The organism is Streptomyces sp. NPDC001970, from assembly GCF_053594115.1.
Genome location: NZ_JBSFDW010000037.1, coordinates 1 through 26,273, shown reverse-complemented (window position 1 = coordinate 26,273; position 26,273 = coordinate 1). Strand labels below are relative to the sequence as shown.

The window sequence follows — 26,273 nt, the reverse complement described above, 5'->3', positions numbered from 1 at the left end:
CGCGTACGGTCCCTGGTCAGTGGCCTGCGAGGAGCTTCACGGCGACGACCCCTACGCCGATCGCGGTGTCCAGCAGACCGGAGATCAGTGCACTGACCGGCCCGTTGCCCATCCTCAGACCGGTCCGCCAGCCCCACAGGAACAGGGTGGCCACCTCCACGCCGGCACCGATCAGCAGGGCGGTGACCAGGCCCATGGCCCCGAGCGCCGACAGGGCGATCAGCACCAGCGGCCCGACGGCGGTGAGCAGCAAGGGACTGGAGACGTGCAGCGCCGTCCGGATCTCCCGCCGGGTGGCGCCGCGCCCGCTCACCGCTCGGTGCGACTGCTCGTCTGCGACGAGCGTGGCCAGCCAGATCCCGAGCGCCGTCACGGCCACGGTGAGTGCCGCCTCGACGTGGTCGGGTTCGTCCGTCTCGGCGAGTGCGACCACGACGGCGGTCAGAGTGATGGTCGCGTAGATCCGTTCCTTGAGCCGTGCGGCTGCGGTGTCACCGGCCCGAGCCGCCGTTGCGGCGGTGCTCGGCTGCGAGGTCATATGTGCGCCCTTCCGCGGCGATGCCACTGTGCCGGAGCGTCCACTCCAGCGAGCCCGACCACCCACTCCAGTGACACAACGTAGCCGACCGGACACAGGGATGCCGTCGTCGGCAGGACGGCTTCTCACGGTGCCCCCCGGTGCCACTCCACTCCTGCGGCATCAACGTGTGTGCCGTCGACTCCGCCGTCGGGGAATCGGAGGGACGATCACGGACGCCGGTCGCCCGCATGCCGACTTCCACCTCGTGCGCATCGGCGTGAAGGGAACGAAGACGCGGATGCGTCTGCGCCGCCCCGACGACGGGGCGTCGCTCACCACGGTGGCGCCGGATTCACGGACGGTGGGCGCCGGCGCCATGGGAACGGTGCCGGCCGCCGTCGCCGTCGCGCACATGGCGTACCGGCAGGGAACACCGGGGTCGCCGCCGTCCGCTCCGCTCCGCTCACCACTGCACCGAAACGATCAGGGCGGAGGGCGGCAACCCCCACCCGACGGACCGTGATCCGGGACCCTGCGGCCGGCGCGCCGGGCCCCGCGCGGCAGGGCCGCAGGTGGCAGGTGGCTCACACCCCGTACGCTCCGCTCGCCGACCGCAGCGGCTCGGATAGGGTGTTTTGATAGGAAATGCACCCGGTCAAACGCGTCGCCCGGGAGCGGCCGTCGGGCACAGCGCCCCGGGGTTAGGTCGTTGCGTTGGACACACACAAGCCGACGAGCGATGTGCCGGACCAGCCCTTGTCGGTGGTCGGGTACGCGGGAGTGCTCAGCGAGCTGCTTCCCATCGCGCTGTGGAGGGTCGACGCGCAGGGGCGCATCGCGGAGTGGTCGCTCGCCGCCCAGGACCTGCTCGGCTGGTCACCGGACCAGGTGCTGGGCAGGGACGCGCTCGCGGTTCTGGTGCCCGAGGCCAACTGGCAGCTGGCCGAGGAGCTGAAGGAGCAGGTCCTGGCCGGCGAGGCGGTCGTCGGAGCCCTCCCGGCGCGGCACCGCGACGGGCACCCGGTGCACATGGAGATGTGGATCTGCCCGGCTCCCGGTGCGCAGGGAGACAAGGGGATGCTCATCATCGCCGTGGAGACCTCCGTGGTGATGCGTATGCGGGATTCGCTGGCCGCCCTGGAGGGCCTGTTCACCCAGTCCCCCATCGGTCTGGCCATGGTGGACCCCGATCTGCGGTTCATCCGGGTCAACGACGCGCTGGCACGGATGAACCGGGTGCCTGCCGCCGAGCACGTCGGCAAGCGCCCCACGGAGGTCGCGCCGGGCGTCAACGCCACGGCGCTGGAGGCGGTGATGCGGCAGGTCATGGAGGGCGGTGAGGCCGTGGTCGACGTACGCCGCACGAGTCGTCCCCGTTCCGGTCCCGGATCCCGATCCGGTATCGCCCCGGAGCCCGATTCCGACCGGACCTGGTCCTGCTCGTGCGCGCCGCTCGTCGACCGCACCGGGAGGCAGCTGGGGCTGATCGCCTCCCTGATCGACATCACCGACCGACAGCAGGCGCAGACCGCCGCCGAAGAGGCGCGGTGGCGCTTCGCCCTGCTGGCCGAGGCGGGCACCCGGATCGGAACCACCCTGGACCTGCGGCAGACGGCCGAGGAGGTGGTGCAGGTGCTGGTACCCCGGGTGGCCGACTCGGCCGATGTGCAGGTGCTGGCGGAGGTGCTCGATCCCGACGAGGCCACCGCCTGCGCACAGGGCGTGGTGCGCCGTCTGGCGGCCACCTTCCCCGATCCGTCCGCACCCACCGCACAGCTCGTGGCCGGCCAGACCTTCCAGGTCCCCCTCGGCTCCGTGTACGAGCGGGTCATCGCCGAAGGGCTGCCGATGAACCTCTCCCTGGCGGACCTTCCGGCCCTGATGCCCGGGCCGCACGCCGAGCCGCTGCGCGAGTACCTGGGTGCCCGCATGAGCTGCGGGCGACTGGTTCCGCTCGTCGCCCGCGGCAAGGTGCTCGGCGCCGTGGTGCTGGCGCGCACCCGCGGCCGCGAGCCGTTCGACGAGCAGGACTTCGTGCTCATCGACGAGCTCGTCGCCCGCGCGGCGCTGTACATCGACAACGCGCGCATGTACACCGGCCAGCGCGCCGCGGCCCTGACCCTGCAGCGCAGCCTGTCGGACAATCTACTGCCCGACGTGACCGGCCTGGAACTCACCGGACGCTACCTCCCCGCCAGCGACCACGAGGTCGGCGGCGACTGGTTCGATGCCATCGCCCTGCCCGGCGGCCGCACCGGGCTGGTCATCGGTGACGTGATGGGGCACGGGATCCATGCGGCAGCCGTCATGGGTCAGCTGCGCACAGCGGTCCGCACGCTGGCACGTCACGACGTCCCCCCGGACCGGATGCTGCACTCCCTCGACGCCGCCGTGGCCGACCTGGGCGAGAACGAAATGGCGACGTGCGTCTACGCGGTCCACGACCCGGCCGCCGGCCGCTGTCTGCTCGCCAGGGCCGGCCATCCGCCCCCGGCCGTCGCCGACGCCCGCGGGACGATCGCCTTCCTCGACGGCCCCTCGGGAACACCGCTGGGAGCGGGCGGTCAGGACTTCCGGACCGAGCAGGTGCTGCTGCCCCCCGGCAGTCTGCTGGCGCTGTACACCGACGGCCTCATCGAGACACGTCACCGGGACCTCGACCAGGGCATGCACGAACTCGCCCAGGCGCTGCGGCACCTCGACCGCCCGCTGGAGGAGATCTGCGAAGGCGTCCTCGACAGATTGCTGCCCGCCACGGCGCGGGACGACGTGGCCGTCCTGCTCGCCAGAGCACTGCCCCTTCCGGGCTCGGTCACGACCCATCCCGGGCGGCGGGATCCGCACGATCCCGCCCGGAACGCGCAAGGGCAACGGTGGTAACCATGGGCGCACCCCTGACGGCGTTCCACGAGAGCCCGGACGACCCGTTCGCGGTGCGGCTGGCGGCCTCGGCGGTGCTGGACGACCGCGGGAACCTCGTCGGCTGGAGCGAGCGGGCCGAGGCGCTGTTCGGCTACCCGCCCGAGGAGGCGCTCGGGCGTCCGGCGTGCGGTTTCCTGGTCCATCCCCGCGACCGCGACGTCGTCATGGACGCGGTGGCCGCCTGCAGGCACGACCGCGGGTGGTTCGGAGTCGTCCCCGTGCGGCACCGCGACGGCCACCGGATCGCGGTGGGCTGCCGGGCCCGGGTGCTCACGAAGGGCGGCTCCCGGGGCATGCACGACTCGTACCACGAGTGGTTTCTCGTCGCCGCGCCCGCCGAAGAGGTGATCCAGTGGGAGACGGACCGCTCCGTACTCGACGGGGTGTTCAGCCGCTGCCCGATCGGCGTGGCCGTCCACGCGCCGGACCTGACCATCCTGCGGGTGAACCGGGCGCTCGCCCGTTTCAGCGGGCTCCCGGTCGAGCAGCACCGCGGACTGCGCATCGGCGACTTCCTGATCCCGGAGGACACGGAAACGGTGGAGCGGGAACTGCGGAAGGTACTGGAGACGGGCCGGTCCTCGGTCTTCGCCGAGCAGCACTGCCGTACGCGACACGGTCCCGTCCAGGACCTGTTCGTCTCGGTGTCGGCGTTCCGGATGGAGGACGCCTCCGGACGGATCCTCGGCGTGACCGAGACGATCGTGGACGTGACCGAGCGCCATCGGGCGAGGCGTCGGCTCGCCCTGCTCAACAAGGCCAGCGCCCACATCGGGACCACGCTGGACGTGGGGAGAACCGCAAGGGAGCTGACCGAGGTGGCGGTCCCGGACCTGGCCGAATGTGTCTCCGTGGATCTGCAGGAGCCGGTGATCCGCGGTGAGGAGCCGGTGCAGGGGCCGTTCACCACGGTGCAGCGGGCGGCGGTCCTCAGCATCCTGCCGGACGGCGGGAGGGCGATGTATCCGGTGGGCCGCACGATCGACATCCCGCCGGAGAGCACGCAGGCGCGAAGCCTGGCCGCACGACGTCCGGTCCTCGACACAGAGCTCGAAAGCATCGTCAGGTGGCTGGTCGGCGACCCGGAGCGGGCCGTGCGCGTCCGGAGCCTCGGTACTCCTTCGCTGATGGTGGTACCGCTGATCGCGCGGGGACTCGGGCTCGGCATCCTGAGTCTGTGGCGGTGGCACCGGACCGAGCCGTTCGAGGAGGACGACCTCAGGCTCGCAGAGGAGTTCGCGTCCCGTGCCGCGGTCTGCATCGACAACGCACGCCGCTACACCCAGCAGCAGTTGGCGGCCCTCACGCTGCAGCACAGCCTGCTCCCGCACGAGGTGCCGGGGCACCCCGCGGTCGAAGTCGCCCACCGCTACGTGCCGGCCGACGCCACGACGGGCGTCGGCGGTGACTGGTTCGACGTCATCCCGCTCTCCGGGCTGCGTGTCGCGCTCGTGGTCGGCGATGTGGTCGGTCGCGGCATCCACGCCGCCGCCACCATGGGCCGGCTGCGCACCGCCGTGCACACCCTGGCCAATCTCGACCTCGCGCCGGACGAGGTCCTCTCTCACCTCGACGATCTCGTGGACCGTCTGGCCGCCGAGCAGGAGCCCGCCCACGGGGCGGGGGAGCCCGACGGGTCCGGCCCACGCCGTCCCCAGATCGTGGGCGCGACCTGTCTGTACGCGGTGTACGACCCGGTCTCGCGGAACTGCGCCCTGGCCCGCGCCGGGCATCCGCCGCCGGTCGTGGTGACCCCGGACGGAGAGGTGCACCTCCTCGACGTGCCCGCGGGTCCGCCGCTGGGTCTGGGCGGGCTGCCGTTCGAGACCGCGGAGCTGGAGCTGGCGGAAGGCAGCCTCCTGGCCCTCTACACCGACGGACTCATCCAGGCCCGCAAGCGGGACGTCGACGAGAGCCTGGCGGATCTGTGCGGCGCACTGGCCATGCCTGCGGACTCGTTGGAGGACGTCTGCAGGACGGTCGAGGGCAGGTTGCTGCACGACCGGCCGACCGATGACGTCGCCGACGACGTGGCCCTGCTCCTCGCCCGAACGCGCGTGCTGGCGACCGAGAAGGTGGCCGTGTGGGAGCTGCCCGTGGAGGCCACCGCCGCTGCCGAGGCCCGGACGCTGGCGGCCGCCCAACTGGCCGAGTGGGGACTGGAGGAGCTGGTCTTCACCACCGAACTGATCGTCAGTGAGCTCGTCACCAACGCCATCCGGTACGGCGGCGGCCCGATCGGTCTGCGGCTCGTCCGCGACCGCCGGCTGATCTGCGAGGTGTCCGACACCAGCAGCACCTCCCCGCACCTGCGCCGGGCCCGGACCACGGACGAGGGCGGCCGCGGGCTCTTCCTGGTGGCACAGCTCACCGAGCGCTGGGGCACCCGGTACACGCGCGACGGCAAGACCATCTGGGCCGAACAGCCCCTGGACCCCACGTAGTAGGTCCCGGTCCCGTCCCGACGACCGGACGGGAGCCGACGGGACCGAAGTCGTCATATGGCAGCCGACCGGTCGGAAAGCCGATCCGGCGGGAGCCGATCCGGCGGGATCAGTCGCCACTCCCCCGTATCAGCGCCTCTCCCACACTCGTGCGCGCATAGAGCACCACCCGCCCCGTGCGGTGGGCGCGCACGAGGCCCGCCGCACGCAGTGCCGTGAGGTGCTGGGACACGCCTCCCGGGGAGTGGTTGATGCGGCGGGCCAGGTCTGTGGTGGAGGCGGGGGCGGCCAGCTCGGCAAGCAGCAGGGCGCGGGTGCGGCCGAGCACGCCGGACAGGGCGTCGGAGCACGGCTGCGCACGCTGCTCCCACAGCGTGCCGACGCCGCGTGGCGGGTAGCGCAGAGTGGGCTGCCAGTCCGGGCTGCCGAGCGTCGAGAAGATCCGCGGCCAGGTGAAGGCCGAGGGCACGAGCAGCAGCCCCCGGCCGTCCAGCCGGCGCACCCCGCCGGTGCAGCCGTGGTTCATCTGCAGGGTGCCCGACTCCCAGGCCAGCTGCGGGTCGAGGTCGTCGAAGAGGCGCCGCGCGCCGCCCTCGGCGAAGTGCCCGGCGCGGTGCAGGATGTCGCCCTCGAAGAGGGTGAGGATGCGCGGCCAGTACGGCGCGAGCGCCACCTCCCAGTACGCGCTGATCACGTCCGCGAGCCGGCCGAGTCCGCGCTCCGGATCCTCGCGCAGCGCGGCGACAGCCGCCTCGGCGCCGGGAGAGGTCGTACGGAGCAGAGCGTGCGATGTGGCCCGCAGCGCGGCGAGTTCCACGTCGAGCGAGGGCTGCGGGGTGGTCGGAGGCGGCACCAGGAACCCGGGGATGCCCACGGTCGGCACGGCGATCAGTCCGAACAGCGGCGCAAGGTCCAGCTTCGCCGCCGCGAGCCGCGGGCGCACCTGCTCGGCCCAGCGCCGGTGCATGCCCTGCAGGTCGGCGCCCTTGAGCACCCGCACGCTCGCCACCACCTCCCACAGCGGGGAGACGGCGAAGCGCGTGCGGGCCACGTCCTCGGCGGAGAACTCGATTTCCACCAGCATTCGGCCGAGGCTAAATCATTGGTACGCGGCGTGCGCCCCCGGCACCGTACCGATCATGCTTACGGAGAACCCCTGGCGGACACCCGGCTTCCGCACCCTGTTCACGGCCACCGCGCTCAGCCAGCTGGGTACCAACATCGGTTACGTCGCCGTCCCGTTGATCGCCGTCTCCGCTCTCCACGCGAGCCCGGCCCAGGTGGGGCTGCTGGCCACCCTCAGCACGGTGGCCTTCCTCGTCATCGGCCTGCCGGCGGGGGCATGGGTGGACCGGATGCGCCATCGCCGGGTGCTGATCGCCGCGGAGCTGGCAAGGGCCGGGCTCTTCGCCTCCGTGCCGGTGGCCTGGTCGCTGGACGCACTGACGCTCGGCCAGTTGTACGCGGTCGTCCTGCTGAACGGCTGCGCCACGGTCTTCTTCGACGTGGGCTCGCAGAGCGTGCTGCCGCAGCTGGTCGGCCGCGAAGGGCTGGTGCGGGCGAACGCCGCGGTGGTGAGCCTCCAGGCGGCGGGCAATGTGGCCGGCAGGGGCGCGGGCGGCGGGCTCGTGCAGCTGCTGACGGCACCGGTGGCCGTGGTGAGCGTGGGCGTGCTCCACCTCGCCTCGGCGCTTCGGCTCGGCGGGGTCGGCCGGGCGCAGCCGGCGTCGGCGGGGTCCGGGCCCGCGCGGCCGCCGGCCGGCCTGAGGGCACAGATCGCCGAGGGGCTGCGTCATGTCCTCGGCAACAGGGAGCTGCGGGCGCTCGCGCTCACCGCGTCCCTGAACAACCTCGGCGCGCAGCTCGTCAACACCCTGCTTCCTCTGCTGTTCACCCGTGAACTGGGGCTGTCCGCCGGCGTGCTGGGCCTGTACTGGGCGTTCGGCGGGGTCGGCATCTTCCTCGGCGCGCGCTGCGCCCGCCCCGTCGCCCGCCGACTGGGTCACGGCCGCGCGCTGGGCCTGGTCGGTCTCTGCATGGCTCCGGTGGCGCTGGTCATCCCGCTCGTCGACCGGGGCCCGTGGCTCTGGCTCGCGGCGGCCGGCTGGCTGCTCGCCACCTTCAAGATGGGCATCGACAACGTGCTCGGGGTCAGCCTGCGCCAGGGCCTGACGCCCGATCCGCTCCTCGGCCGTATGAACGCGACCTTCCGTTTCATGCTCACCGGTGCGCTGGCCGTCGGCTCGGCCCTGGCCGGCCTGATCGGTGAGTTCGCCGGAGTGCGCACCGCGCTGTGGGTGGGCGGCGGCTGTCTGACGCTGGCCTTTCTGCCCGTCTTCCTCTCCCCGGTACGCACGCGGCGCGAGCTGCCGCGGCAGCCGGCCGCAGTGCCCGGTGTCGGCGGTGCGGCAAAGGCTCAGGCCTGAGGCGTCGTCGCCTCCGGGTGCACGTCGAGGCGGAGGGCCCCCGACACCCGAACGCGGGCACTGAAGTGCTCATGCGACGCAGGCCGGGCCGGGCGAGCGTCACGGGCTTCCTTCCGCGCTGTTGCCGGTCGTGGCCGACGCGTTGCGGTGGCGTGAAATCGTCGGTGTCCGGAGCGCGGGCTTCGGCCGGTCCTGAGCCTGTCGCGGCGCGCAGCCGTCCTGACAGGTGAAGCCGCAGGTCAGGGACGGTTCGACAGCCCTCGGATGAGCACCGCACGGTCGGCGGCGCCGGCCCCGATTCCACCAGTGGCGACCCACCGGACCGGCCTCCGACCGCCCTTGACCGGTGCGGCGGGCCGCTGCCACGCTCCGGGCCATGTCCGCGACGAGCATTCCCGTTGTGCGGCTCCACGACCTGTGCCGACGCCCTGCGTCGGAGGCGTGTACGAGCCGCTGTACGGCCATGCCGCGCGTCTGAGCACCGCGCCCCGCCGGTCCGGCTTCACCTGCTGCGTACTGCGTACTGCGGAACGCTCCCGGACCGCATGACTCCCCTGTGAACGAATCCATCCCCCTTCCTGCAGCACCCCCTTCCCGTCGCCCCGGGCAGCGCCCGAACAGGCCGCCACGGAGGGGTTGAGAGAGGAGCACACCATGACTTCAGCGATCACCACCGGCGTCCGCACCACCCGGGAGCCGACCGTGGAGAAGGTCGGAGGCCGGCTCGGCGCCGTGATCTCCGGGGTCCGCCTCGGCCCCGACCTCGCTGCCGAGACGGTCGCGGCCGTGCGGGCCGCGCTGCTCGCCCACAAGGTCGTCTTCTTCCGCGGCCAGGACCACCTCGACGAGGAGAGCCACGAGGGGTTCGCCCGCCTGCTGGGCACGCCGGTCGCCCACCCCACCGTGCCGTCCGCCGACGGGCGTTACTCCCTGGGCATCGACTCCGACCACGGCGGGCGCGCCAACCAGTGGCACACCGACGTCACGTTCGTGCCCGCCTACCCGGCGTTCTCCATCCTGCGGGCCGTGACGATCCCGCCCTACGGAGGCGACACCCTGTGGGCCAACACGGCCACCGCGTACGAGAATCTCCCCGCTCCCCTGCGCACGCTCGCCGACAGCCTGCGCGCCGTGCACTCCAACGACTACGACTACGTGGCGCTGCGCCCCGACGCGCTGCCCGAGGCGCTCGCCCAGTACCGCGAGGTCTTCACGTCCACCACGTTCCGCACCGAGCACCCGGTCGTCCGGGTGCACCCGGAGACCGGCGAACGCACCCTGCTGCTCGGCAACTTCGTGCAGCGCATCAGCGGTCTTCCCGGCACCGACTCGCGGGCCCTCGTGGACCTCTTCCAGTCGCACATCGAGCGCCCTGAGAACACCGTGCGCTGGCAGTGGCGGGAAGGCGACGTCGCCATCTGGGACAACCGTGCCACCCAGCACTACGGCGTGGACGACTCCGACGACCACGAGCGCAAGCTGCGCCGCGTGACCATCGACGGCGATGTCCCGGTCGGGACCGACGGCCGCGCCTCGCAGCTGCTGGAGCCGGACAGCGTGCCGGAGCCGGCCTTCGGCGTCCCGTCGGGCGCGTCGCACGGCGCCTGACCGGACGCGGACCGGTGCCGCGGCACCGGCCCTCCGCGATCCGCTCCAACCACACACCGAACGCCCGTTGAAGGAGACCGCGTTGTCCAGGCTGCTCGCCATTTCCGGAAGCCCGTCCGCCACCTCACGCACCGCCCTGGTGCTGGAGCACATCGTCCGGCGGCTGTCGCGCGCCGGTCTCGACGCAGCACACCTGGCCGTACGGGACCTTCCGCCGGCGGAGCTGCTGGCGGGCCGGACCGACCACGCCGCGCTGCGCCGGGCGCTGCACGACGTGGAGGCCGCCGACGGCCTCATCATCGCCACACCGGTCTACAAGGCCTCGTACACAGGCCTGCTCAAGGCGTTCCTGGACCTGCTGCCGCAGGCCGGGCTCGCCGGCAAGACGGTGCTGCCCCTCGCGACCGGCGGCAGTCCGGCTCACGTCCTGACCATCGACTACGCCCTGCGCCCGGTGCTGTCCGCCCTCGGTGCGCGGCATGTCGTCGCCGGGCGGTTCCTCCTCGACACGGCGATCGAGCTCCGGCCCGGCGGCGGCGTCCGTGTCCAGCCCGAGGCGGAGGGGGAACTGTTCCGGGCGGTCGAGGACTTCGTCGACGCGCTGCCCGCCGCATCCTCCCTCGGCGCCGATTCCGCCCTCAGCGCCGCCTCCTAGCACGGCACGAACTGCCGTGCTCCCGCCCCGCCTCGAAAAGGGAACCACCCATGCCCACGTTGACAGCGACATCCCGACGCCAGTTCCTCACCCTGCTCGGCATCTCGGCGGCCGCGGTGAGCTGCGGCCGGGCGACCGCCGGGGACGCCGCCGGCTCGGCTCGGACGAAAACCCTGCGATACCAGGGAGCGGCAGGCCAGGTCACACTGCCGGAACTGGCCGAGGACCTCGGATTCCTCGGGGACGTGACACTCCAGTGGATCGGCAACACGATCAGCGGCCCGCAGGACATCCAGTCGGCCGCCACCGGCCAGACCGACTTCGGCGGGGCGTTCAACGGCGCGGTCGTCAAACTGGCCGCGAGCAAGGCCCCCATCAAGGCCGTCGTCAGCTATTACGGATCCGACCGCCACGCGTACAGCGGCTACTACGTCCTGGACGACAGCCCGATCCGTTCGGCCCGTGATCTGATCGGCAAGAAGGTCGGGATGAACACGCTCGGGGCCCATGCCGAGGCGATGCTCACAATCTATCTGCAGCGCAACGGACTGTCCCCTGCGGACATCGACAAGGTCGAGCCGCTCGTGGTGCCGCCCGTCAACACCGAGCAGTCGCTGCGCCGGCGGCAGATCGACGTCGCCGTCCTCGGCGGCATCCTGCGCGACAGGGCCCTGGCGACCGGGGGCATCCGCCCGCTGTTCACCGACCATCAGCTGCTCGGCGCCTTCAGCGCGGGGACGTACGTCATGACCGACCGCTTCATCAAACGCAACCCCGACACGGCCCGGACCTTCGTCACCGCCGTGGCCAGGGCGATCGAGTGGTCCCGCACCACTCCGCGCGAGGAGGTGGTGGCCCGGATGACGGAGATCGTGAACAAGCGGGGCCGCAACGAGGACACGGCATCGCTGAAGTACTGGCGCTCCTACGGCGTCGCCGAGACGGCAGGACGGATCACGGACGAGCAGTTCCAGCTGTGGATCGACTGGCTGGGCGAGCGCGGCGACATCGCCAAGGGCCGGATCACGGCGTCCGACCTCTACACCAACGAGTTCAACGCGTACGGCAAGGGAAGCGGGAGCTGAGGGCATGAGCGGGTCCACCACACCGAAGATCGTCTTCGAGCGCGTGCACAAGACGTTTCCCGTCAAGGACCGTACGGGCGCACGGCAGACCACCGGGTTCACCGCGCTCGACGGCATCGACCTGCGGATCGGGGCCGGCGAGTTCGTGGTCGTCGTCGGCCCCAGCGGCTGCGGCAAGTCGACGCTGCTGGATCTCCTGGGCGGCCTGGCTCCGGTCACGTCCGGGCGGATCCTGCTGGACGGTGTGCCGGTCACCGGACCCGGCGTCGACCGGGGCATCGTCTTCCAGCAGTACGCGCTGCTGCCCTGGCGCACGGCACAGGGCAACGTCGAGTTCGGGCTGGAGGCGACGGGCGTGCCGCGCCGGGAGCGCGCGGAGCGGGCCAGGGCCCATCTGGATCTCGTGGGCCTGTCCGGCTTCGAGGACCGGCATCCGCACGAGCTGTCGGGCGGCATGCGTCAGCGGGTCGCCATCGCCCGCAGTCTCGCGTACGACCCCGATGTGCTGCTGATGGACGAGCCGTTCGCGGCCCTGGACGCCCAGACCAGGGAGTCCCTGCAGGACGAGCTGCTGCGGATCTGGCAGCGCACCGGCAAGACGGTCGTGTTCATCACCCATGGCATCGAGGAGGCCGTCTACCTGGGTCAGCGGGTGGCGGTCCTGACCTCCCGGCCGGGGCGCGTCAAGGAGGTCGTACCCATCTCGTTCGCCTCCCGCGGCGCGACGGACGATCTGCGGTCGAGCCCGGAGTTCGCGCACTACCGGCACCGGATCTGGGAGCTGCTGCACGACGAGGTGGCCAGGGCCCAGCAGTTGGAGAAGGAAGGCGCTGCCGTATGAGTCCCGTGAGTCCCGTGAGTCCCGCAGCCGACACGCGTACGGCGGCGCGAGGTGCCACCGCAACCGCTGTCACCACCGCGCCCCCTGCCACCACCGCAACGACCGCGCCGGAGAAGGCCGCGGAGCGGCCGTCCGACGTCAACGCTGTGTCACCAGGCGGATCGGGGCACCGCGCCGGCCGGATCCCCCGTCCCCTGCGCCGACCGCTCCGGCTGCTGCTGTCCGCCGCCACCAGGTCGGCCGCGGTCGTGGCGCTGCTCCTCATGTGGGAGACCGCGCCCAGGCTCGGTCTCGTCGACGCGACCTTTCTCCCGCCGTTCAGCGACGTGGCCGTCGCCTGGTGGGAGCTGCTGTCCGACGGGCAGCTCGCCGACGACGTACGGGCCAGCCTGGTGCGCTCGTTCAGCGGATTCGGCCTGGCGGTCGCCGTCGCCGTACCGCTGGGGCTGCTGATCGGCTGGTACCGGCCGGTGGCGGATCTGCTGGGGCCGCTGCTGGAGGTGTTCCGCAACACCGCGGCGCTGGCTCTGCTGCCGGTCTTCGTCCTGCTGCTGGGAATCGGGGAGACCTCCAAGATCTCCATCGTGGTGTACGCGTGCACCTGGCCGATCCTGCTCAACACGATCAGCGCGGTCCGCAACGCCGATCCGACGCTGGTGAAGCTGGCGAGGTCGATGGATCTGTCCGCGCCACGGATGTTCCAGAAGGTGATCCTGCCGTCATCCGTGCCCGCGATCTTCACCGGCATCCGGCTTGCCGGGGCGGTGTCCATCCTGGTGCTGGTGGCCGCCGAGATGATCGGCGCCAAGGCGGGGCTCGGCTATCTGATCAACGCCTCGCAGTACAACTTCGCGATCCCGCAGATGTACGCGGGCATCATCACGATCTCCGCGATCGGAGTGATCTTCAACCAGGTACTGGTGGCCCTCGAACGGCGGCTCAGCTCCTGGCGGGTGCCGGCCTCGGGCTGATCCCGTGCCGCCCCGGCTCCGGACCGACTCCGGGGCCTCACCTCCCCACCCCCTTCCGTCTCCGCTCCTACCGAGGAATCCCATGCCGTCACACCCACGCCACCTGCATCTCAACGCCTTCCTGATGAACACCGGTCACCACGACGCCGCCTGGCGGCACCCCCGTACCCAGCCCGAACGGGTCACCGACCTGCGTTACTTCCAGGAGCTCGCGCGCACCGCCGAGCGCGGCAAACTCGACTCGATCTTCCTGGCCGACGGCCTCGCCCTGTGGGGCAAGGTCCGGCACAACGCGCTCGGCGGCTTCGAACCGCTCACCCTGCTGTCGGCGCTGGCCGCCGTGACCGAGCACGTGGGCCTGATCGCCACCGTCTCCACCACCTTCAACGAGCCCTTCCACACCGCCCGCAAGTTCGCCTCCCTGGACCATCTCAGCGGCGGACGGGCAGGCTGGAACATCGTCACCTCCGGCACCGTCGACGAGGCCCGCAACTTCGGGCAGGAGGAGCACCTGGAGCACAGCCTGCGCTACCGGCGGGCGCGCGAGTTCGTCGAGGTGGCGACGAAGCTGTGGGACAGCTGGGAGGACGACGCCGTCGTGCTCGACCGGGCGGGCGGCATCTACGCGGACACCGACAAGGTGCGGCGGATCGACCACCGCGGCGAGTACTTCGGCGTACGAGGGCCGCTGAACGTGCCGCGCGCGCCGCAGGGCCATCCGCTGCTGGTGCAGGCCGGCTCATCCGAGGACGGCAAGGAGTTCGCCGCGGAGTACGCCGAGGCCGTTTTCACCGCCCAGCAGAGCCTCGCCGACGGCCAGGCCTTCTACAAGGACCTCAAGTCCCGGCTGACCAGGTACGGCCGGGCCGAGGACGAGTTGAAGATCCTTCCCGGGATCTGCCCGGTGATCGGCTCCACGGAGGCCGAGGCCCGCGCCCTGGAGGCGGAGCTGACCGAGCTCCAGGTACCGGAGTACGGGCTCGCGCAGCTCTCCGGCATGCTAGGCGTGGACCTCGGCGGGCTGCCGCTGGACGGCCCGCTGCCCGAGCTGCCCGACGAGCGGGACATCAACGGCAACAAGAGCCGCTTCACCCTGGTCGCCGAGCTCGCGCGCCGCGACGGCCTGACCCTCCGGCAGCTCATCGCCCGGCTCGGCGGCGGCCGTGGCCATCGTGTCTTCGCGGGCACACCGGAGCAGATCGCCGACCAGTTGGAGGAGTGGTTCACACAGGGCGCCGCCGACGGCTTCAACATCATGCCGCCGCTGCTGCCGAGCGGGCTCGTGCACTTCGTGGACCAGGTGGTGCCGGAGCTGCAGCGCCGGCGCCTCTTCCGTACCGACTACACCGGACGCACCCTGCGCGAGCACTACGGCCTGGCCAGGCCCGCGAACCGGTTCAGCAGGACACCGGCCGGCGTGCGGGGTCGCGCCGGTTGACCGGGGTGACGGTCGTCCGGTTGACCGGGGCATGGGTCGTCCGGTTCACGCCCGGCCCAGGCGGGCGGCGTGCCGGCCCAGCTGGACCCGTGTGCCGACCCCTGCCTCGGCCATGAGGTCTCCGATACGGCGCTGGTACGTGCGACGCGAAATGCCCAGCCGGCCGGCCCCCGTGTGGTCGGTCAGCCCGGTGAGCATCAGGGTCAGGAGGCGGAGATCGAGTTCGTCGATGTCGCCGGTCGGGGTCTCGCTGACGCCTTCGCCCGCCGCGTTCGGAGACAGCGGGTACACGCGTTCCCACGCGGCCTCGAAGTACGCGATCAACACGTCCAGCAGACCACTGGGATGCACCGCGATCGAGGCCGGGGCGGTGTTCCGGCCGGCGGAGAGCGGGACCACGGCGAGGTGCGCCGCCGTAGCGGAGTCACCGTCGCGTCACGGCACACATGGGACACGCCGCTGTCTCCGCCGCGGCGCCATGGCTGCGGACGCTCACCGGTTCGGTGCGGCCCGGTTTCCGCAGAAGGCCGGCCCTGTTCCTCCTCGCGGGCCGGGCGGCCTCAGGTCGAGGTCCCCCACGGCGTCAGTCCCCAGCGGAGCACGTGCCGGGAACCGGGGGCGAGGGCGGCGACCGCCGTGCCGCTGCGGAAGGCGTCGGGAGGGCAGGACATGGCCTCGACGGCGACGCTGCGGCGGCGTTCGGCCTCCGGAAGCGTGTCCCCGGTGAACACCTGCACGTACTCGGCGCCTTCACCGAGCCACAGCTCGACGCCGTGCTGCCCGGAGGGATGCGCCAGCCGGACGGCGACCCGGCCGGAGGAGTCCCGGTCGAGCCCCGCGAACGCCGTGTCCAGGGCCAGGTCGCCGATGGGCCTGGCGGTACGGAAGTCATAGGCCGTGCCCTCGACCGGCTCGCTGCCGACCGGCAGGCCCCGCTCGTCGGTGCGCAGCCACTGTCGTGCGGGCACGGTCAGCACCGCCTCGTCCACCAGGTCGGTGCCGACCGTGAGGTAGGGGTGCTGACCCGCTCCGTACGGCGCCACGGTCTCCCCGAGGTTCGCCGCGGTGACGGTGACGGCGAGTCCTCCGGGGCCGAGCCGGTACTCGGCGGTGATGCGGAGCAGGAAGGGGTAGCCGGGCTGGGGGAAGAGCGTGGTGCCCGCACGCACCACGTCCTCACCGTGCTCCAGCAGGTTCCAGGGGGTCCAGCGGAGCAGGCCGTGGATGGCGTTGTTCCTCGTCGGCTCCGTCAGGGGGAGTTGGAGGTCCAGGCCGTTCCAGGTGTAGCGGCCGCCGCCCACTCTGTTGGGCCAGGGTACGAGGAGTTGGCCGCGGCCGCCGGTGATCGGTGTGTCGGCGTCGAAACCGGCCAGCACGGGCCGCCCGCCCACCGAGTAGTGCCGCAGGGCGCTTCCCAGCTGTGCCACGACGGCCGTTTGGGGGCCATGGCGCAGTTCCCACTGCTCGCCGGTGGCGTATGCCGCGGCCTGGCGCAGGAGCGGGACGACGGCTTCGACGACGGCCTCCGGCGGCCGGTCCACCGGCACCACCCACACATCTTCGTCGGGGGTGGGCTCCTCGAGGTCGGCGAACTGGCTGTCCAGCAGTTCGGCGGGGAAGAAGTGTCCTTGCCTGGCGGCCATGCGGGAGCGCAGGAGTTCCCGCGAACCCTTCAGGTACACCACGCGTGTGCGGGGGCGGCCGGTGAGCAGGTAGTCCCGGTAGGCGCGTTTGAGCGCGGAGCATGTCACCACGACGGGGCGCCGCGCGGCGACCGCCTCGTCGATCCGCCCGGCAATGGTGTGGAGCCACGGCAGGCGGTCCTCGTCGGTCAGGGGCACGCCGGCAGCCATCTTGGCCCGGTTCGGCGGGGGATGGAGGTCGTCCCCCTCCAGGAACGACCACCGGAGCCGGTCCGCGAGCATGCGCCCGACGGTGGACTTTCCCGATCCCGACACACCGACGACGAGAAGCGCGAGGGGTGGCGTCACGGCGTTCGGTGTCAGGTCCCCGACGGGCGGGGAGCCGCGCAGAGCGCCCAGATGATGAAGGCGTCGATCGCGATGAGGACGAGTGCCCAGAACGGCGTGTAGGGCAGCCACATGAAGTTCGCGAGCATGGCCAGTCCGGCGAGCACGACACCGACGGCCCTCGCCCAGGTGGCGCCCTTGAACAGCGCGAGCCCCGCGACGATGAGGACGATCCCGAGTATGAGATGGATCCAGCCCCAGCTCGTCAGGTTGAACCTGAAGACGTAGTTGCGGGTGGCGAAGAACACATCGTCGTTGGCGATGGCCGATATGCCCGCGAAGAGGGCCATGAATCCGCCGAAGACCATCAGGACCGCGGCGAACACCATCCACCCCGTCGCGAAGCCGTTCCCCCGGGGAGTGGGCGCTGCGCCGCCTTGTGCGCTGCCTTGTTGGCTTCCGCTCACATGACTGGCCATGGTCGCTCCTTCCGCGCGTCCCGCCGGTTGCCGGCGGGACGCGAGCGGACGTTCGGATACCTCCAATCTCGGCCACGGCGGCGCGGATCGCACCTCGAGCACCGCCCTGACGCACCGAACGTAATCAGCCGGCTTCGAAGGGCAGCGCCGCAATCACCTTGCTCAGCGCGGGCGGCGGCGCCGGGTCACCGGTCACGACCTCACGGCCGCCGTGGATGATCGCGTACACGCGTCCGTCCAGGACCGGCTCGCCCATGGAGATCCGGGGCAGATGCGGGAAGTCGGCGTCCGCCAGCGCCGTGCGGAGCGCGGCGAGTTCGACCGGTTCCATGCGGCCGGACGCCACGGTCCTGCCGCGGATCAAGCGGGTGTACGAGCCGTCACCGCTCACGACGACACTTTCGTGGCGGCCGTCGATGCCGCCCGTCAGGGTCGCGGCGACCAGTTGTTCCTCCTTGCCGGTGAGCGCGGCGGTGGGCGAAGGTGACGCCGACGGCGGCTCGGACGACGGAGGCCGGGACGGAGGCGGCGGCGGGGACGCGGTCGTCGGCGGACTGCTCGCGGTGCCGTGCCCTTCGTCCGTCGCCGCGTCCGTCCAACTGCACCCCGACAGCAACAGAACCGCTGTCAGCAGCCCGGTGGCGCCCGGCCCACGTCTCATGCCCCCACCCTGCTTCCCCTGCACCGCATCGACGGCACGCGCCGCGCCCGCAACGCGCAGTTTCCGCAACGAGGATGCCCGAGCATGCGTTCGTGCAGGAAGCGATTCGGCAAGCGCCGTCAGCCGGAGACGTGGGCGATCAGTTTGGCCATGTTCCCGGTGAAGGCCGAGGAGGTGATCCCGAGTGCGCTCTCCTGCGGCCGGTAGGGCGGCTCCCCCGGCACGTCGAGCGGGTTGTAGGGCGATGTGTCGTACGTGTCGCCGACATGCTTGCTCATGTAGGCCGTGCCGTCGTACGGAGTTGCGGGAGCCGGTCCCCGGTAGGGGTTGGTGGCGTTGCCGATGCGGGTCAGCCAGTGGTCCTTGGTGCCGAGGTCGTCGACCAGGGCGCTCGCCTCGGCTTCGGTCACCGGGGGCAGGGGCAGGGGGGCGTCCCGGAACAGGTCGGTCAGGTCGAGATCACGGATGCTGAAGTACGGGGGCAGCTCGCGGAGCCGGCCGGGTGTGAGCGGGGACCGGGCGCGCAGGTCGGCGACCTCGGCGGGGCTCAGCGACATGAGCTCGTCGTACGTGGCCTTGAGCCCCGCGATGTCGATCGAGCGCCCGCCGGAGTAGTGGCTCAGGGTGTTCCGGTGGTCGTGGTCGCAGTAGTAGGCACCGTTGCGGATGTTGGATCCGAACCGGTGGACGAAGCGGGCCCGGTTGGTGCCCAGTTCGACGAACGTCGGATGCGTGGAGCTCATCAGCCGCGGGTTCTCCTCCTTCTGCCGGCTGGTGAGGGCGCAGCTCTCGAGCCAGGCGATGGCCTCGGGCACGCGGCGGAGGTACGCGTGGTCGCCGGTCAGCCGGAAGTAGTGGAACAGCTGGCGCACATTGGCCTGGGTGGTGTGCGTGGTCAGGGCCCGGGGCTCGTAGGACCGGGCCCCGGCGGGTGCGCCCGCGGGGCGGCCGCCCACGCGGTACGCGAGGTGCTGGAGTCCCCATCCGGCCTGCGGACCGGGCTGCTGCAGCCGGTGCAGGCAGGCCAACGCGCGCAGTACGGGCCGGTTCAGGTCCCGTCGACCGAGCGTCGAGGCGCACATGAGCAGGAACTTGATGTTCTCGCCCAGCACGTCGTCGTTGAAGGTGACGTGGCGGGTGTAGTCGCCGTCCTCCATGCCGTGGCCGACGTCGGGCGCGAGCCAGGAGGGCCGGTCGGCGGGCCAGGGCATCTCGTCGACCGCGCCCGAGAACGCCGGGAACCGCTGCGGCCAGCCGCCGTCCGCGGGGCCGCCGCGCAGCTGGGCCTTGAGCATGAAGTCGATGACGCGGTTCAGCGAGGCCTTGAACCTCGGGTGCCGGCGCTCGATGTACAGGCGCAGGATCAGCTGTGCGGCGGTGGAGGTGCCCGCGTCGTCGAAGGTGGCGTTGCCGTAGTAGTGCTGGAACTCCTCGAGGCGCCATCCGTTGGCCCCGATGGTGTCGTACCACCGGCGCAGTGAGGCCTCGCCGGCGAAGTCGTGGATGTAGTTCCAGCCGCCGACGGGCAGTTGGGCGTCGGCGAGGGCGAGACCGGTGCGCTCTGCCGCGCGGTAGAACGCCTCGTCGCCGGTGGCGTGGTAGGCGTCGAGCATGCTGTGGCCGACGGTCGGGGTGCCGGGCGGCTGGACCCAGCACATGGTGCGCCGAGCCTCCATCTCGCCCCAGGTGGTGGAGAGATCGGGCAGGTAGCTCCACACGTACGCACCCCGGTACGACACGTGCTCGTCCATGAAGACGGCCGCGCGCCTCATGGCGGCCGGGACGGTGCCGGTGCCGGCACTCGCGGGGCCCGCCTGCTGCAGCTCCGCGGCCTGCGCCCGGCCGGACTGCAGGCCGCCGGCCAGGGAGGCGAGGAGGGGCGCTGCGGCGAGCCGGGCGAAAGAGCGGCGGGACATGGCGGTGCCGGTCGGTCCGGCGGATCCAGCGGTTCCGGTAGGTCTCAAGGAGGTCGCCTCCAGGCATGACGGAACGGTTCGCGGGGGGTGGGATCGGCGTCGGGCTCAGGCCTATCACCCGTCGTTCGCGAGACTCAAGAGTTCGCACAGATGAATCTTGTTCAGATACCTGATCCATACGAACCGTAAGGCCGGTCCAAGGCGACTTTGGTTCATGTACCTGAACTGCGAGGGGCTCCGGAGCGCACCGTCCGAACCCGGCCCGACCTGCCGCGCGGCGGCCACTACGATGCCGACGGGCCGGCCCCGGAGACCCCGAGGCTGCGAGGACGCAGGACAGCCGAGGGCGGGAGCGAGCGGATGGACGGTGACGTCGGCCGGGGGCGCGTGCTGGTCGTGGACGACGATCCGGCGATCCGGCGTTCGCTGGAGCGAGGGCTCCGGCTGGCCGGTTTCGCCGTCTCGCTCGCCGAAGGAGGAGGACCCGCCCTGGCCCACGTACGGCGCCGGCCGGCCGATGTCCTCGTACTGGACATATCCATGCCGGACATCGACGGCATCCAGGTGTGCCGAACCCTGCGTGACGACGGCAACGACGTGCCCGTCCTGATGCTGTCCGCGCTGGATGAGACGGCGGACCGGATCGCGGGACTGCAGGCAGGTGGCGACGACTATCTGGTCAAGCCGTTCGCGTTGCAGGAGCTGGTGCTACGACTGGAGGCGCTGCTCCGCCGGCGGCCGGCGAGGGACACGGACGTGGTGCGTGTCGGTCCGCTCGTGCTCGATCCGGCTGCCCGCGAGGCCCGCCTGGGCGGGGAGCTGCTGTCGCTGACCCGGCGGGAGTTCGAGCTGCTGGAGGTCCTCGCGCGCAATGCGGGAATCGTGCTCACCAGGGACCAGCTGCTCGACCGCGTCTGGGGATACGACTTCGGGGTGCGCACGGACGCCGTCGACACCTTCGTCAGTTATCTGCGGCGCAAGCTGGAGAGCGGCGACCGCCCACGGTGCCTCCACACGGTGCGGGGAGTCGGCTTCGTCCTGCGCTGGGACGACAGGGGGCAGAGCGCATGAAACTGTCCACCCGTATCGCGCTCGCAGTCGGCATCACCGTGCCGCTGCTGGTCCTCGCGGCCGGCTGGGTGATTCTCCAGCTGGTCGCGCGCGATCTGCACGCGGAGCAGGACGCCCATCTGCGGGAGCGGGCGGCACTGGTCGCGGCGGATGCCCGCCGGCTGCTGCGGGTCACGGCGGCCGACCGGCCCTCGGCGGTCGAGCAGGCGCGTGAGCGGCAGCTGTACGCCTCCGCGCTGGACGTCGGCATCCGGTTGACCGGGCCCCAGGGAACCGTGTCGGGCGGCCCTCAGCCCAGCGCTTCCCTACCCCTCCCGGCCGGCGCACCCGGGCCGGTCACCGTGGAGGACGGGAACGACAGCTGGCGCGTCCTGTCGGTCCGCGTACGCGGCGCCCGGCCGGGTGTGGACGGCACGCTGTGGCTGTTCTCACCCGACACCGCGAGCCGGGCCCAGCTGAAACTCGTCCGCAGGCGCGTGGTGACCGTGGCCCTGCTGGCCGCTCCCGTGGCCGGGCTGCTGGGCCTGGCTGTCGCCTCCCGCGCGGCCCGCCCGCTGCGCCGGCTGCAGCAGCGCACCAGCGGACTCGACCCGACGGCCGATGCGGCGAGGCTCGAGCACGCTCCGACCGGTGTCACCGAGGTCGACGACCTCGCCAGGACCCTGCAGACGGTGCTCGCCCGGTACGACGAGCAGGCCGCCAGAACCACGGGCGCCCTGGCCACCGCACGGTCGTTCGCCGCCGCCGCGGCGCACGAGTTGCGCACCCCCCTGATGAGTATGCAGACGAACCTGGAGATCCTCACCGAGCACCCGGACCTCGGAGCGCAGGAACGGACGGAGGTACTGGCGGACCTGCACAGCGAGCACACGCGGATGCTGGGCCTGCTGGTGATGCTGCGCGAACTCGGACGGGGCGACCTGGTCGAGGCCGACGCCTTCGGCCCGGTGGACCTCGCGGAGGTGATCGACGCCGCGGTCGCCGATGCCCGGCGCAGGCATCCCGAGGCGGAGATCGTGATCCTGGAGGTGCCGCGACCGAGCGTGCACGGATGGGAGCCCGGGCTGCGTACGCTCGTCGACAACCTCCTGGCCAATGCCCTCGTCCACGGGCGGAGCGCCGACGGTCGGGCGCGCATCGAGCTGGGGCTGAGAGCGGGCGGGAGCCCTTCGCAACCGGTCGCCGTCCTGACGGTGGACGACCGCGGCCCCGGCATCCCGCCCTCGCGGCGCGAGGCGGTGTTCCACCGCTTCACGCGCGGACCGGACAGCCCGGGCTCCGGACTCGGCCTCACCCTCGTCGCACAGCAGACGGCCCTGCACCGCGGCAGCGTCCGGGTTCAGGACCGGCCGTCGGGCGACGGCACCCGGCTCGAGGTCAGGCTCCCGGTGCGCGGGGAAACCGTGCCGTCGCTGCCGGCCGATCGGGACTGGCTGATCGGAATGGCTCAGCACCCACAAGGTTTCCACAAAATCGGGTCCTAACTTCTGGCCGGGCGGCGGGCACACGGGCTTCGCCGCCGTTCAGAAGGGAGACCGCCATGACGACCGCAAAGACCGCCGCTCTGGCCTTCACCGCCGTCGCGGCCCTGCTCGCCACCACGGGAGCGGCCTCGGCCGACACCGGGACACCGTCGCCGGCGAGCACGCCGACCGGTGACGGAGCGAAGGCGCTGTGCAAGCGGGTGCCGAAGATCGAGAAGCGGCTGGAGCGGGCCCTGGACCGGCTGGGCGGCGACGCGACGCAGCGCGGTTCCATCAGCCGGCTGGAGAAGCGCGTCGAGAACGCCGGGAAGGCCGGTCACACCGAGATCGAGACCTACCTCAATGGCAAGCTCACCTCCCGCCGTGCGCTCGTCCCGACGCTCGAGAAGCGCCGGAAGGACCTGGCCGCGGTGAAGTCCTGGTGCGAGGCGAACAGCGACGGGGCCGGAAAGTGACGGCCGTCCGGCGCACCGCCATCGCCGTGGCGACTGCCGCCGTCTGTCTCACCGGCCTCATGGGCATCACCGCCTGCGAGCAGGGCGGCGGCGGAAAGAGCAGCGGGCCGGCCGGTGACTCGGCGACCACCGATCCGGCCGAGGTCGCGGAGATGCAGGAACTGGTGGATGCCGCGGAATCGGCCGCCGCCGCTGCGGAATCCGCAGCGCGCGATGACGACTGAGAAATCGGATTCAGGAAATTCCCCTCAGGGGATAAGTCGGGACCGCGTGTTCGAGGATCGTCGCAAACTTTGCACTAATTTTCCTGCCGAGGTCGACAGCGGCGGGGAATAGGGGTCCCGAATTCGACGTTGATCATGGTTGTGTGCATTCTGGTCGGCTCACGCCCGGGTTACTGCCGGGTCGGCCCCACGCCGCCGGACGCCCTCTGCCGAGGCGTCGTCCGGCCCAGCGGGCGCCCCGGCGCGGGCGACAGCCACCCCATCCCCCGAACGATCGAGTCCGAGTGGCAACCCGACGGTGGACGGCGGAGACTGGAGATCGTCGTTTTGTGACCCAACAAGGGCTCACGACCTCGCGGCTTCGGGATTGCCGGCTCCGCCCGCCGCCGGAGCGCGAGGACACCGGATGCCGGCCCTGCCGGACGACGGTGGCCGACATCTCCTCAAGGAGCTCGCATGGCGGAAAAATCTGTCGAGGTGGTGACGCCGGGGCCGGATGAACCCGCGATTGCGGATCGCGGGTATGCGGGCCCTGCGACGAGCACCGAGAAGAATCTTGCCGAGGTGCTGGCTGACGTCGTGGCTGTGAAGCGAGTATCGGTCAACAGCGACTTCTTCGAGGACCTGTGTGCTAACTCCCTGGTAATGGCCCAATTCTGTGCACGGGTCAGGAAGCGGGACGACCTGCCGTCGGTGTCGATCAAGGACATCTATCACCACCCGACGATCCGGAGCCTGGCGACGGCGCTCGTCGACACGGCCGCCACGTCCGTGGATTCACAGGTGCCGACGCCTGCCGAGGAAGTGCCACCGGGCAGCACCGTGCGGTTCGTCCTCTGCGGAGCGGCGCAGTTCGCGATTTTTCTCGGCTATTGCTCCCTCGCCGGAGTTGTCGCCGACCAGGGCTACGAGTGGGTGTCCGAAGCGAATGGTCTGGTCGACACCTACCTGCGGGCGGTTGTTTTCGGCGGCACCGGCTTCGTGGCCATGTGCGTCTTCCCGATCGCGGCCAAATGGGTACTCATCGGCCGGTGGCAGACTCGTGAATTCCCGGTCTGGGGTCTCACCTATCTGCGCTTCTGGACCGTCAAGGTACTCATCCACGCCAACCCGATGATCTTCTTCCCCGGAAATCCGCTGTACGTCCTGTACCTGCGGGCTCTCGGGGCGCGGATCGGCAAGGGTGTCACGATCCTCTCCCGCACCACTCCTGTCTGTACCGATCTGCTCACGATCGGCGCCGGCACGGTGATCCGCAAAGAGGCGCACTTCCTGTGCTACCGGGCGCACGCCGGACGTATCCAGACCGACCGGGTCACCCTCGGCCGGGATGTCTTCATCGGCGAGAAGACCGTGCTCGACATCCACTCGTCGATGGGCGACGGTTCCCAACTCGGCCACACGTCCGCGCTGTACAGCGGTCAGACGGTGCCGGCCGGTCAGCGCTGGCACGGTTCCCCGGCCCAGTCCGCGGACGTCGACTACGTGCGGGTCGCACCCGCGCAGTGCGGCACGCTGCGGCGGGCGGGCTACGGCCTGGTGACCGTGCTCCAGCTGTTCGTCTTCTACCTGCCGCTGACCATCGGGGGCGCCTACATGGTGCTGACCGAGATTCCGGCCCTCAAAAGGGTACTGGGCCCGGGAATGGTGGAATTCACGGCGGCCGGAATCTACGTGGACGCGCTGGCCCTGTCCTTCGTCCTGTTCTTCGGCTCCCTCGTTCTGGGCCTCGTCGTGTTGCTCACCGCTCCGCGCCTCATGCATCTGGCGATCAAGCCGGACAAGGCCTATCCGCTGTACGGCCTGCAGTACTCGCTGCACCGGGCGATTTCCCGTATGACCAACGTCAAGATCTTCATATGGCTCTTCGGTGACAGTTCCTACATCGTCCATTATTTGCAGGCTCTCGGATACGACTTGTCCCGGGTCGAGCAGACCGGATCAAATTTCGGTTCCAGGGTTCTGCAGGAGTCTCCGTATCTGAGTGCGGTCGGCAGCGGGACGATGGTGGCCGACGGGCTGTCCATCATGAATGCCGACTTCTCGAGCACGTCCTTCCGGGTTTCTCGGACATCGATCGGTCCGCACAATTTCCTCGGGAACAACATTGCCTATCCTTCGGGAGGCAGGACCGGCGAGAACTGTCTGCTCGCCACGAAGGTGATGATTCCGCTCGACGGCGACGTCCGCGAGGGTGTGGGCCTGCTCGGCTCGCCATGCTTCGAGATTCCCCGATCGGTGGAGCGCGACTCCCGTTTCGACCATCTCAGGTCAGAGGGTGAACTGCACCGTCACCTCGCCGCCAAGAACCGTTACAACATCCGCACGATGGGATTCTGGCTGTTCGTGCGCTGGATGCACGTCTTCGGACTCACACTCCTCGGCCTCGCCACCGTCGATATGTACGGAGTATTCGGGCTGCTGATGATTGCCTTCTACCTGGCAATCGCCCTTGCATTCACCGCGGTCTACTTCACCCTGGTGGAGCGCCTCATCACGGGGTTCCGCCGGCTCGAACCGCAGTTGTGCTCCATCTACGATCCGTACTTCTGGTGGCACGAGCGCCTCTGGAAGGTCCCTGACGAATACCTCGCCGCATTCAACGGAACTCCGTTCAAGAATCTCGTCTGGCGAATGCTGGGAGTCCGGCTCGGCAAGCGGGTCTTCGACGACGGATGCGCCCTGACGGAACGGACGCTCACCACGATCGGGGACGACTGCACCCTGAATCTGTCGAGCAAGGTCCAGTGCCACTCGCAGGAGGACGGCACGTTCAAGTCCGCGTACAGCACGATCGGTACCGGCTGCACCCTCGGCGTACAGGCACACGTCCATTACGGCGTGACCATGGGCGACGGTTCGGTACTCGCCGCGGACTCCTTCCTCATGAAGGGCGAGGAAATGCCTCAGCACGCACGGTGGGGCGGAAACCCGGCCACGGAATTGCGAGATGCCCCCTATCAGCCTGCGATAGCAGAGCGGTGAGAAAGGGGTGGATCCGATGGGAGCGCATGTGAGCGGTTTGGATGCCGGTCGGGAGTTCTGGCGGGGTGTGCTGTTGGGTGGTGGTTTCGCGCCGGTCCCGCGGTGGGTGGTTGATCCG

21 protein-coding genes are annotated in these 26,273 nt (G+C 70.9%); 14 read left to right on the top strand and 7 right to left on the bottom strand.

The genetic code is table 11. The features are described from left to right. Window positions 1-16: 16 nt before the first annotated feature. Window positions 17-538: a hypothetical protein gene (locus ACWCP0_RS33195; protein ID WP_451082466.1), complete on the bottom strand. Its 522-nt coding sequence runs from the start codon at window positions 536-538 to the stop codon at window positions 17-19. 696 nt (window positions 539-1,234) lie between these two features. On the opposite strand from ACWCP0_RS33195, the gene ACWCP0_RS33190 reads away from it, so the two are divergent. Together ACWCP0_RS33190 and ACWCP0_RS33185 are read left to right on the top strand one after the other, a co-directional pair. Further along, window positions 1,235-3,400 (top strand): SpoIIE family protein phosphatase, encoded by a 2,166-nt coding sequence (locus tag ACWCP0_RS33190; RefSeq protein ID WP_451082465.1) that lies wholly within the window; start codon window positions 1,235-1,237, stop codon window positions 3,398-3,400. A gap of 2 nt (window positions 3,401-3,402) precedes the next feature. Continuing rightward, the gene (locus ACWCP0_RS33185; protein ID WP_451082464.1) at window positions 3,403-5,886 is read left to right on the top strand and encodes a SpoIIE family protein phosphatase; all 2,484 of its coding nucleotides are present in this window, start codon (window positions 3,403-3,405) and stop codon (window positions 5,884-5,886) included. Window positions 5,887-5,995: 109 nt separating this feature from the next. On the opposite strand, the gene ACWCP0_RS33180 is transcribed toward ACWCP0_RS33185, so the two are convergent. After that, window positions 5,996-6,970: an ArsR/SmtB family transcription factor gene (locus ACWCP0_RS33180; RefSeq protein WP_451082463.1), complete on the bottom strand. Its 975-nt coding sequence runs from the start codon at window positions 6,968-6,970 to the stop codon at window positions 5,996-5,998. A gap of 55 nt (window positions 6,971-7,025) precedes the next feature. On the opposite strand from ACWCP0_RS33180, the gene ACWCP0_RS33175 reads away from it, so the two are divergent. From ACWCP0_RS33175 to ACWCP0_RS33145, 7 genes are all read left to right on the top strand, one after another. Continuing rightward, window positions 7,026-8,312, top strand: a complete 1,287-nt coding sequence (locus ACWCP0_RS33175) for an MFS transporter (RefSeq protein ID WP_451082462.1) — start codon at window positions 7,026-7,028, stop codon at window positions 8,310-8,312. Window positions 8,313-8,966: 654 nt separating this feature from the next. Next, on the top strand, window positions 8,967-9,920 hold the full coding sequence (locus ACWCP0_RS33170; protein ID WP_451082461.1) for a TauD/TfdA dioxygenase family protein: 954 nt from the start codon (window positions 8,967-8,969) through the stop codon (window positions 9,918-9,920). A gap of 82 nt (window positions 9,921-10,002) precedes the next feature. Then, window positions 10,003-10,575, top strand: a complete 573-nt coding sequence (gene ssuE, locus ACWCP0_RS33165) for an NADPH-dependent FMN reductase (protein WP_451082460.1) — start codon at window positions 10,003-10,005, stop codon at window positions 10,573-10,575. A 50-nt stretch (window positions 10,576-10,625) separates the two neighbouring features. Further along, a complete protein-coding gene (locus ACWCP0_RS33160; RefSeq protein ID WP_451082459.1) occupies window positions 10,626-11,660 on the top strand; it encodes an ABC transporter substrate-binding protein in 1,035 nt (344 codons plus the stop codon). Window positions 11,661-11,664: 4 nt separating this feature from the next. Then, window positions 11,665-12,501: an ABC transporter ATP-binding protein gene (locus ACWCP0_RS33155; RefSeq protein ID WP_451082458.1), complete on the top strand. Its 837-nt coding sequence runs from the start codon at window positions 11,665-11,667 to the stop codon at window positions 12,499-12,501. Window positions 12,502-12,515: 14 nt separating this feature from the next. After that, on the top strand, window positions 12,516-13,472 hold the full coding sequence (locus ACWCP0_RS33150) for an ABC transporter permease (protein ID WP_451082457.1): 957 nt from the start codon (window positions 12,516-12,518) through the stop codon (window positions 13,470-13,472). Window positions 13,473-13,554: 82 nt separating this feature from the next. Further along, complete coding sequence (locus ACWCP0_RS33145; protein WP_451082456.1) at window positions 13,555-14,910, top strand: LLM class flavin-dependent oxidoreductase; 1,356 nt, start codon at window positions 13,555-13,557, stop codon at window positions 14,908-14,910. Between the two features lie 45 nt (window positions 14,911-14,955). Here ACWCP0_RS33145 and ACWCP0_RS33140 read toward each other — a convergent pair whose 3' ends face one another. From ACWCP0_RS33140 to ACWCP0_RS33120, 5 genes are all read right to left on the bottom strand, one after another. Then, complete coding sequence (locus tag ACWCP0_RS33140) at window positions 14,956-15,309, bottom strand: hypothetical protein (RefSeq protein WP_451082455.1); 354 nt, start codon at window positions 15,307-15,309, stop codon at window positions 14,956-14,958. A 161-nt stretch (window positions 15,310-15,470) separates the two neighbouring features. Continuing rightward, window positions 15,471-16,901, bottom strand: a complete 1,431-nt coding sequence (locus ACWCP0_RS33135; protein WP_451082454.1) for a gluconokinase, GntK/IdnK-type — start codon at window positions 16,899-16,901, stop codon at window positions 15,471-15,473. An 11-nt stretch (window positions 16,902-16,912) separates the two neighbouring features. Beyond that, window positions 16,913-17,359 carry a DUF7144 family membrane protein gene (locus ACWCP0_RS33130; RefSeq protein WP_451082453.1) on the bottom strand — a complete coding sequence of 149 codons (447 nt, stop codon included), beginning with the start codon at window positions 17,357-17,359 and terminating at the stop codon, window positions 16,913-16,915. A gap of 124 nt (window positions 17,360-17,483) precedes the next feature. After that, a complete protein-coding gene (locus tag ACWCP0_RS33125; RefSeq protein WP_451082452.1) occupies window positions 17,484-18,020 on the bottom strand; it encodes a hypothetical protein in 537 nt (178 codons plus the stop codon). Window positions 18,021-18,139: 119 nt separating this feature from the next. Continuing rightward, on the bottom strand, window positions 18,140-19,936 hold the full coding sequence (locus ACWCP0_RS33120) for a pectate lyase (protein ID WP_451082451.1): 1,797 nt from the start codon (window positions 19,934-19,936) through the stop codon (window positions 18,140-18,142). A 360-nt stretch (window positions 19,937-20,296) separates the two neighbouring features. Here ACWCP0_RS33120 and ACWCP0_RS33115 point away from each other — a divergent pair, with 360 nt between their 5' ends. The 5 genes from ACWCP0_RS33115 (at window position 20,297) to ACWCP0_RS33095 (ending at window position 26,155) form a co-directional block, all read left to right on the top strand. Further along, window positions 20,297-21,007: a response regulator transcription factor gene (locus ACWCP0_RS33115; protein WP_451082450.1), complete on the top strand. Its 711-nt coding sequence runs from the start codon at window positions 20,297-20,299 to the stop codon at window positions 21,005-21,007. After that, a complete protein-coding gene (locus ACWCP0_RS33110) occupies window positions 21,004-22,491 on the top strand; it encodes a sensor histidine kinase (RefSeq protein ID WP_451082449.1) in 1,488 nt (495 codons plus the stop codon). The genes ACWCP0_RS33115 and ACWCP0_RS33110 overlap by 4 nt, the downstream gene beginning before the upstream one ends. A gap of 56 nt (window positions 22,492-22,547) precedes the next feature. After that, window positions 22,548-22,946 carry a hypothetical protein gene (locus ACWCP0_RS33105; RefSeq protein WP_451082448.1) on the top strand — a complete coding sequence of 133 codons (399 nt, stop codon included), beginning with the start codon at window positions 22,548-22,550 and terminating at the stop codon, window positions 22,944-22,946. Between the two features lie 59 nt (window positions 22,947-23,005). After that, complete coding sequence (locus tag ACWCP0_RS33100; RefSeq protein ID WP_451082447.1) at window positions 23,006-23,170, top strand: hypothetical protein; 165 nt, start codon at window positions 23,006-23,008, stop codon at window positions 23,168-23,170. Between the two features lie 456 nt (window positions 23,171-23,626). Then, the gene (locus ACWCP0_RS33095; protein ID WP_451082446.1) at window positions 23,627-26,155 is read left to right on the top strand and encodes a Pls/PosA family non-ribosomal peptide synthetase; all 2,529 of its coding nucleotides are present in this window, start codon (window positions 23,627-23,629) and stop codon (window positions 26,153-26,155) included. Window positions 26,156-26,273 lie beyond the last annotated feature (118 nt).